Genomic DNA, 8162 nt, shown 5'->3' with positions numbered 1-8162 from the left:
ATCTTGGCCTGCAGCGTGCCGGGCAGCAGCGGGCGCAGCGCACGGCCGGCCTTCAGCAACGCGGCGAACGTCGCCGGGCGCGGCACGACATGCCGCAGCCCCGCGCGCAGCAGGCGCTCGCGCGCGGGCCGCTGCACGCGCTTCTCGGCTTCCGCGCGGCCGATGTCGAGCAGCGTGTGATAGCGCACGCCGGACGGGCAGGTCGTCTCGCAGTTGCGGCACGTCAGGCAGCGGTCGAGATGCTGCTGCGTGCGCTCGCCGCACGGCTCGCCTTCGAGCAATTGCTTGATCAGGTAGATGCGCCCGCGCGGCCCGTCGAGCTCGTTGCCGAGCACCTGGTAGGTCGGGCAGGTTGCGTTGCAGAAGCCGCAGTGCACGCACGCGCGCAGGATCGCTTCCGCTTCGTCGGCCCGGGCGAGGGCCTTGCTTGCTTCGCTGAGATTGGTTTGCATCGGCGGGTCGGGATCGGGTTCGCGTCAGAAGTCGGCATACAGGCGGCCGGGATTGAAAATCGCGTGTGGGTCGAGCTGTGCCTTGAGCTGCCGATGCACGCGCAGCAGCGCGGGCGGCAGCGGCTGGAACGGCTCGCGCGTCGCGCCCGGTGTGAAGCAGGTCGCGTGGCCGCCCCATTGCACGGCGAACCGCTGCACGTCGGCCGGCGCGGCATCGCTCTTCAGCCAGCGCTGTGCGCCGCCCCAGTCGACGAGCTGCGCGCCGGGCAGTGCGTCGAGCGGCGTAGAGGCCGGTACCGACACGCGCCACAGCGGGCGAGGATCGTCGAAGAACGGCAGCGCCAGGTCACGCAGCCGAGCCCAGAACGCATCGTCGCGATCGTCCATGCGTTCGCCGCCGATCGTGTCGCGCGCGGCTTTCACCGAGCCCTCGCCGCCTTCGATCCGCACGCGCAGCACGCCGTCCGCGTGGCATGCGCCGGCGAGCGGCAGCCCCGCGCGACGCCATGCGGCGACGCGCGGCACGGCTTCGTCCACGGCAAGCTGTAACGCGAGATCCCCCGTCGCGCGCGGCTTCGGCAGCACCTTCAACGACACCTCGGTCACGACGCCGAGACAGCCGAAGCTGCCCGCGAGCAGCCGCGACACGTCGTAGCCCGCGACGTTCTTCATCACCTCGCCGCCGAAGCGCAGGTGCTTCGCGTGGCCGGTGATCACGCGGCAGCCGAGCACGAAGTCGCGCACCGCGCCGGCCCACGGGCGGCGCGGGCCCGACAGCGCCGCCGCGAACATGCCGCCGACCGTTGCCGCGCCGCCAAACGTCGGCGGCTCGCACGGCAGCATCTGGCCGGCCGCGTCGAGCATCGCGTCAAGATCGGCGAGCGGCGTGCCTGCGCGGGCGGTGACGACGAGTTCGGTCGGGTCGTACGAGACGACGCCGCGATGCGTGCGCACGTCGAGCGTGCGGCCTTTGACGGGGCGGCCGAGGAACGCCTTCGTGCCGGCGCCGCGGATGTGCAGCGGCTGGCGGTCGTGGATCGCCGCGTCGACCTGCGCGACGAGCGCCGCGCTGTCGTCGATCGATTCGATTTCGCGTCGCATCAGAAGCGCTCCAGTTCGGGAAACGGCAGCTTGCCGTGACGGACGTGCATCGCACCGAATTCGGCGCAGCGGTGCAGCGTCGGGATGTTCTTGCCGGGATTGAGCAGGCCTTGCGGATCGAATGCGGCCTTCACCGCGTGGAAGAACGTGATTTCGTCGGCGTTGAACTGCACGCACATCTGGTTGATCTTCTCGCGGCCGACGCCGTGCTCGCCGGTGATGCTGCCGCCCGCCGCGACGCACAGCTCCAGGATCTTGCCGCCGAGCGCTTCCGCGCGGTCGAGCTCGCCGGGCCGGTTCGCGTCGAACAGGATCAGCGGGTGCATGTTGCCGTCGCCCGCGTGGAACACGTTCGCGACCGGCAGCCCGTATTCGGCGGACAGCGCGGCGATGCCTTCGAGCACGCGCGGCAGCTCGCGGCGCGGGATCGTGCCGTCCATGCAGTAGTAGTCGGGCGACATGCGGCCGACCGCGGGGAATGCGTTCTTGCGGCCGGCCCAGAAGCGCTGACGCTCGGCTTCGTCGCGCGCGACGCGGATCTCGGTTGCGCCCGCGTCGCGCAGCAGCGTGGCGACGCGTTCGGCGTCTTCGTCGACGTCGGTCGGCGAGCCGTCGAGCTCGCACAGCAGGATCGCTTGCGCGTCGACCGGGTAGCCCGCGTGGATGAAATCCTCCGCCGCGCGGATCGCGAGGTTATCCATCATCTCGAGGCCGCCGGGGATCACGCCCGCGCCGATGATCCGTGCGACCGCCGCGCCGGCTTCCGCGACGTCGTCGAAGCTCGCCATCAGCACCTTCACGCTCGGCGGCTTCGGCAGCAACTTCACGGTCACTTCCGTGACGATGCCGAGCATCCCTTCCGAGCCGGTGAACAACGCGAGCAGGTCGAAGCCGGGTGCGTCGAGCGCGTCGGCGCCGAGCGTGAGCGTATCGCCGTCGATCGTCAGAATCTCGACCTTCAGGATGTTGTGCACCGTGAGGCCGTATTTCAGGCAGTGCACGCCGCCCGCGTTTTCGGCGACGTTGCCGCCGATCGAGCAGGCGATCTGCGACGACGGATCCGGCGCGTAGTACAGGCCGTGTGGCGCGGCCGCCTGCGAGATCGCGAGGTTGCGCACACCGGGCTGCACGCGCGCGATGCCGGCATCGGGGTCGATGTCGAGAATCCTGTTGAACTTCGCCATCACGAGCAGGAGGCCTTTTTCGAGCGGCATCGCGCCGCCCGACAGGCCGGTGCCCGCGCCGCGCGCGACCACCGGCACGCCGAGCGCGGCCGCGACGCGCAGTACCGCGCGCACCTGCTCGACCGTGTCGGGCAGCACGACCGCGAGCGGCACCGTGCGGTACGCGGCGAGGCCGTCGCATTCGAACGGCTTGAGCGCCTCGCGTTCGTGCAGCACGTCGAGGCCGGGCGCCGCCGCGTGCAGCGCGGCGACGAGTGTGTCGCGGCTGACGGTCGCGAGTGGGCCGTCGATCCGTTCGTCGTAGATGAAATTCATCGGGTTGTCTCCACCATGCGGCGGCTGCGCGAGGCGCGGCACGCCGGAAGGGAGGGATTCTTGGCGGGCGGCGCGCGCGTGTCCAGACGTGGCGGACGTGGTCATACCAGTTTTTATGGGGCAGCCGGAAAGCAGCTGTATCGATCGCCGTAAAACTGAATGGGTAAAAGGGTTTGTGGGAAAATCACCGATATCCTTCCGAAGTGGTCATACCAGTATGGAAATGCAGGATCGAGTGGGTCCGGCGCGCAACGTGGCCGACGTCGTCGCCGAGCGCATCGAGAAACTGATCGTCGACGGCGTGCTGAAGGCCGGGCAGGCGCTACCGTCCGAACGGCGGCTGACCGAGAAGCTCGGCGTGTCGCGCACGGCCGTGCGCGAAGGGATGAAGCTGCTGCGTGCGCGCGGCATCATCGACACCACGCACGGCAAGGGCTCGTTCGTGGCGAGCCTGACCCCGCAACGCGAGATCACGCCGATGATGCATCTGCTCGGCTCGCAGCCGCGCACGCTGTACGACCTGTTCGAGGTGCGCGGGATGCTCGAGACGGAAGCCGCGCGGCTCGCGGCGCTGCGCGGCACGCCGGCCGATTTCATCCTGATCAAGCGTCGCTATGAGGAGATGACCGCGGCCGATGCGCAGGATCTCGATCCGGCCGCCCGCGCGAAGCTCGATCACGCGTTTCATCTCGCGATCTGCGAGGCGTCGCATAACCCGGTGCTGGTGAATACGCTGCAGTCGTTGACGGATCTGCTGCTGAGTTCGGTGTTTGCGTCGGTGAACAATCTCTATCACCGCGAGCCGTTGAAGAAGCAGATCGATCGGCAGCATGCGCGGCTCTATAACGCGGTGACGGGGCGGCTGCCCGATCAGGCGCGCAAGGCCGCGAGCGAGCATATTCGTCAGTGCGTCGAGTATCTGCGGGAGATCGAGCAGGAGGAGCAGCGGTTGGTGCGGTCGACGTTGAGGCTCGAAGGGTGGACGTGATGTCGGCCGCGCGTCGCGGTGTGTCTTGATGCGCATCACGCACAGCGGGTCGTCCGCAGATGCGTGTCACAGGGCTATGTCAGACTGTGAGCCATTCTTCGTGTGGCCCCGCTGTCGCGTGAGCAATGCCTGACGGAACCCCGTCGGACGAACCGGTGCGCCACCCTTCCTGAAACGGAGGACATCGCATGTCGAACCGGACCCACGACGACGGGCACGACGCCCGCCCCGCCAACGCAGAGGACGAATCCGTTGATGCGCAGCGCGACGCGTTGCTCGCGTTGTTGAATGAGCTGCTGGAAGCCGAGCGTGCTGGCGCGCGTGTTGCGTCGGAGACGGCGGTGGAAATCGACGATCCCGAACTTCATCGGCTTGTGGCGAGCATTCGCCAGGATGAGGCGCACTGGTGTGCGGTGCTGGTCGATGCGATCCGGTCGCTCGATGCGACGCCGACGCATGCCACCGGGGCGTTTTATGAGAAGGCGATGGCGATCGAGGATCTGGCGGAGCGGCTGGCGTTTTTGAATCGTGGGCAGCGGTGGGTGGTGAGGAAGTTGCAGGCGTTGCTGCCGACGCTTGCGCAGCCGGATATGCACCATGCGCTCACGCAGATGCTTGTGGCGCACGAGAAGAACATCGGGTCGGTAGATGCATTGCTGCGGCTCAAGCGCTGCGCCCCGAACTCAGCGTCGCAGTAGCGGCCAGGGGAATCGTTCATCGCGGTATTTCCGTGGATGTCGCTTCTCGACCCATATGCGGCATTCGCTAGCCTCAACAGCGGTCACTCACGGTTGCTGGCTTCGCATGTGAATACGTACCGCATTCTGGCCGTAATGCCTGCCGGATAGCTTCTGGCGATATGGTTTCCGTCTGGCTCCGCGCAGGAAATACTCTTGCTATCGTACTGCCAGCCATTTACACATCGATATTGACATTTCAGGTCGACCTCGACGACTTCCCGCCATCAGACAGTCCCACTAGCGTAAAGCCTGCCATTGCAAGGATCACAAGCCACTGCAGGGTAGCATCCCAGTGATAAAGACCCTCAACCTGCGGATAAAGTGTTCGTGCGTAGATATAGCTCACGCAAGAAAAAAGGACCATGTACGACGCCAATGCGGTGAGCAAAATTCCCGCATACCTCCGAGCCTCAGCCCTCTGCCCAAATATTGCGCCCCCAACCAGCATGAGCAGGAGCCAGAAGATGAGTTCCGCTGCAGCCGCCGGGGTATGCATCGCCGGTGAGTTCATGGTCCTGGAGGTTCCCGTGAACAATGCACTTAGGGTTCCGAACATGAAGTACACGGCTAGCCCATACAATCCAAGTCCACAGTAACGCCGGATACGTTGCGATACCGACAGCACGCTATGGGTGGGAGCCAGTTCGTGAATTGGAACACGTGCAACGATTAGCAGCGGGATTGCCGAAAAAACAGCTCCCACCAGCATAAGGGAGATCGGCTGCTTGTGGGTCAAAAAGCTCAATCCGTTGCCAATGATCAATTGTGCCACTAGAAAATGCTTGGTCCATGCCAGCCGGCGCAACAGCGTTACGGCGGCGACCACACCGAGCAATCCTTGGCCTCCAATAACCGCCCACTGCATGCTCACCGACAGAGTCGAGCCAGGAATGATCGACATCCTATTCAACGCGTAAGCCCAATAGAAACCTTGGCACACTGAAGCTGCATTAAACAGGTAAAAGCATGCAGCAAAGGAAGGAAGATCGGATCGATTCATCTGCTTTGTCAATCTTGGTGAGCTGGAGATGAGACAATGGCAAATTGAATAGCAATTCAGCATACCGTCTCGATTTGGCGGACGATTGTCTGCGATCTGGATTGCGCTGTCGAGTGACCGAAGATGACCGACAGCGGTCTTCGGAAGCTCAGGATCGGCACGCACGTCAAAATACTTCGAACGAACACCAGTCGGGCACAAATCCATCAAAGACAAAAAAGTCGTCGATGTATGTCAGCCCAAGCCGCTCCAATGACCTTGTACACTCGTCGGCCACATCGCCCCCAAAGAACGGGCCAAGCGATATAAAGCTATCGGATTCGTCAAAATATTTCCGAAAATTGAACTCGACCATAACCGTGGATAGGTCGACATTCTTGGCCGCTAGCGCGGCGCGCCGGACAACGATCCCGAAATCTCTCGAAACTTTCATCGTTATTGACCAAAGGCAAGCGTGTGCTCAAGATTGTCTGCGATTCAGCCCTTATGGTCGAGCGTCCGAAACTGGCCGAGCACAGGCGACCTGTATCTCCCTCCGGCCAATCCCCGACAATCAAAAAAGCCCGCCGAAGCGGGCAACCTCACGATGCGGAGGGGGAGATACGAATATGCGGAGCTGCGCGTTCAGCCTTTTGTCGCACCAAACGTCAGCCCCGCCACAAAGTGTTTCTGCATCGCAAAGAACATTGCGACCGACGGCAGTGCGGCAAGAATCGACCCGGCCGACACAAGATTCCACGACGTCGTCCACTGCCCCTTCAACGCGGCAACGCCAGCGGTAATCGGCGCGGCTTCATCGCCTTGCGTGAGACACAGCGCCCAGAAGTAGTCATTCCACACGAACGTAAAAACGAGAATCGCGAGCGCGGCCAACGCGGGCCGAATCAACGGCAGCACGATCCGGTAAAACACCGTCCATTCCCCCGCACCTTCGATCCTTGCCGCCTCGATCAACTCGAACGGCAACTGCTTGATGAAGTTGCGCAGAAACAGCGTACAGAACCCGGTCTGAAACGCGACATGAAAAAGAATCAGCGCCTCGACGGTATTAAACACACCGAGCCGCAGCGACAAATCCCGCACCGGAATCATCAACACCTGCACCGGCACGAAGTTACCGGCAACGAACGTCCCGAACAGCGCCGTACTCCCGCGAAACTTGTAGGTCGCCAGCGCAAAGCCGGCCATCGCCGCGAGCGCGATCGACCCGATGACGGAAGGCACCGTGATCTGCACGCTGTTCCAGAAGTAATGCAGCATCGGGGACGTCGTCAGCGCGTCGCGATAGTTCTCGATCATCGAGAAATGCCGCGGCCAACCCCAGTAGTGGCCTTCGACCAGTTCCTCGGTCGAGCGCACCGACGTGACGAACACCGCGATCATCGGCAACAGCCAGATCAGCAGCGCAACCGGCAACGACAACTTGTACAGCCTGCGCGAGACAGGCTTCCATTGAGCAACGGGAGTCGGAAACATGATGGCCACCGGTCAGGTTATTGCTCGTTGCGCAGCAGGCGGCGCAACTGGAACACGATGTAGACGAGCATGATCGCGAACAGCACGACCGCAATCGACGCGGAATAGCCGAGCCGGTAGTACTTGATCGCCTGGTCGTACATGTAATACGCGAGCACGGTCGAGCTCTCGAACGGGCCGCCGCTCGTCATCACCGAGATCAGGTCGAAGCTGCGCAGTGCGCCGATCACCGTGACGACGATCGCCATGAAGGTGGTCGGCCGCAGTTGCGGCAGCACCACGTGCCACAGCAGCGCGAAGCCGCGCGCGCCTTCCATCCGTGCGGCTTCGATCTGTTCCGGGTTGAGCGACGTGAGGCCGGTGAGGTACAGGATCATGCAGTACGCGGTCTGCGGCCACAGCGCGGCGAAAACGATGCCGAACGTCGCATAGCGCGCGTCGCCGAGCACCGGGATGCCGTGTCCGGCGATCAGCGCGAGCAACCCGAACGTCGGATCGTAGAACCACGAGAAGATCAGTCCGACGACCACGCCGGACAGCACGAACGGCGCGAAGAACAGCGACTTCACGAGCCGGATGCCGGCCACCGCCTGGTTCAGGTACAACGCGAGCGCGAGGCCGAGCGGCGGCGCGAGCATGAACAGCGCGAGCCAGATCACGTTGTTGCGCAGCGCGGTGTAGAACGTCGGCGCCTGCAGCAGTTCGACGTAGTTCGCGAGACCGACGAAGGTGCGCTCGGTCATCCCGTCCCAGTTGTACAGGCTCAGCCACAGCGTCGACAGGATCGGCCAGATCACATAGACGGCAACCATCGCGCAGGCCGGCGCGAGAAAGAGCCATGCGGCGCGCTGTTGCCGCCGCACGGCAGGCGACGGGCGGCGTGCGGGCATCGCGGTGGCGGCGGAT

The 8162-nt window shown here is 64.1% G+C and carries 8 protein-coding genes and 1 pseudogene; 2 read left to right on the top strand and 7 right to left on the bottom strand.

Annotated elements, in window-relative coordinates; translation table 11 throughout:
* The 3 genes from F3J15_RS36460 to glcD all read right to left on the bottom strand — a co-directional run.
* The coding region (locus F3J15_RS36460) for a 4Fe-4S dicluster domain-containing protein (RefSeq protein ID WP_166897507.1) at positions 1 to 452 on the bottom strand (452 nt) is incomplete at its 3' end.
* Positions 453 to 476: 24 nt separating this feature from the next.
* On the bottom strand, positions 477 to 1553 hold the full coding sequence (gene glcE / locus F3J15_RS36455) for a glycolate oxidase subunit GlcE (protein WP_166897505.1): 1077 nt from the start codon (positions 1551 to 1553) through the stop codon (positions 477 to 479).
* Positions 1553 to 3052, bottom strand: a complete 1500-nt coding sequence (gene glcD / locus F3J15_RS36450; protein WP_166897502.1) for a glycolate oxidase subunit GlcD — start codon at positions 3050 to 3052, stop codon at positions 1553 to 1555. The genes glcE and glcD overlap by 1 nt, the downstream gene beginning before the upstream one ends.
* A gap of 217 nt (positions 3053 to 3269) precedes the next feature.
* Between glcD and glcC the strand changes: the two genes are divergently transcribed.
* On the top strand, positions 3270 to 4040 hold the full coding sequence (glcC, locus tag F3J15_RS36445) for a transcriptional regulator GlcC (RefSeq protein WP_089446729.1): 771 nt from the start codon (positions 3270 to 3272) through the stop codon (positions 4038 to 4040).
* 254 nt (positions 4041 to 4294) lie between these two features.
* Positions 4295 to 4738: pseudogene (locus F3J15_RS36440) on the top strand (DUF6306 domain-containing protein); the annotation flags it as partial.
* Between the two features lie 238 nt (positions 4739 to 4976).
* Here the strand turns inward: F3J15_RS36440 and F3J15_RS36435 are convergent.
* The 4 genes from F3J15_RS36435 to F3J15_RS36420 form a co-directional block, all read right to left on the bottom strand.
* A complete protein-coding gene (locus F3J15_RS36435; RefSeq protein ID WP_166897497.1) occupies positions 4977 to 5780 on the bottom strand; it encodes a hypothetical protein in 804 nt (267 codons plus the stop codon).
* 166 nt (positions 5781 to 5946) lie between these two features.
* Positions 5947 to 6213, bottom strand: a complete 267-nt coding sequence (locus F3J15_RS36430; protein WP_166897495.1) for a hypothetical protein — start codon at positions 6211 to 6213, stop codon at positions 5947 to 5949.
* Between the two features lie 191 nt (positions 6214 to 6404).
* Positions 6405 to 7256, bottom strand: a complete 852-nt coding sequence (locus F3J15_RS36425) for a carbohydrate ABC transporter permease (RefSeq protein WP_089448702.1) — start codon at positions 7254 to 7256, stop codon at positions 6405 to 6407.
* A 17-nt stretch (positions 7257 to 7273) separates the two neighbouring features.
* Positions 7274 to 8162: sugar ABC transporter permease (locus tag F3J15_RS36420; RefSeq protein WP_240161545.1), on the bottom strand; the 889-nt coding region annotated here is incomplete at its 5' end.

The sequence above is a fragment of the Burkholderia sp. Ap-955 genome (assembly GCF_011753045.1).
In the GTDB taxonomy this organism is placed as follows: Bacteria; Pseudomonadota; Gammaproteobacteria; order Burkholderiales; family Burkholderiaceae; genus Burkholderia; species Burkholderia lata_D.
The sequence above is the reverse complement of the archived record's forward strand: the minus strand, read 5'-3'. Positions and strand labels throughout refer to the sequence as shown.

Bases quoted from the DNA above. Each gene is read 5' to 3' on its own strand.
- glcE (WP_166897505.1), bottom strand. From the start codon at position 1,553: ATGCGACGCGAAATCGAATCGATCGACGACAGCGCGGCGCTCGTCGCG.
- F3J15_RS36430 (WP_166897495.1), bottom strand. From the start codon at position 6,213: ATGAAAGTTTCGAGAGATTTCGGGATCGTTGTCCGGCGCGCCGCGCTA.
- F3J15_RS36435 (WP_166897497.1), bottom strand. From the start codon at position 5,780: ATGAATCGATCCGATCTTCCTTCCTTTGCTGCATGCTTTTACCTGTTT.
- F3J15_RS36425 (WP_089448702.1), bottom strand. From the start codon at position 7,256: ATGTTTCCGACTCCCGTTGCTCAATGGAAGCCTGTCTCGCGCAGGCTG.
- glcC (WP_089446729.1), top strand. From the start codon at position 3,270: ATGGAAATGCAGGATCGAGTGGGTCCGGCGCGCAACGTGGCCGACGTC.
- glcD (WP_166897502.1), bottom strand. From the start codon at position 3,052: ATGAATTTCATCTACGACGAACGGATCGACGGCCCACTCGCGACCGTC.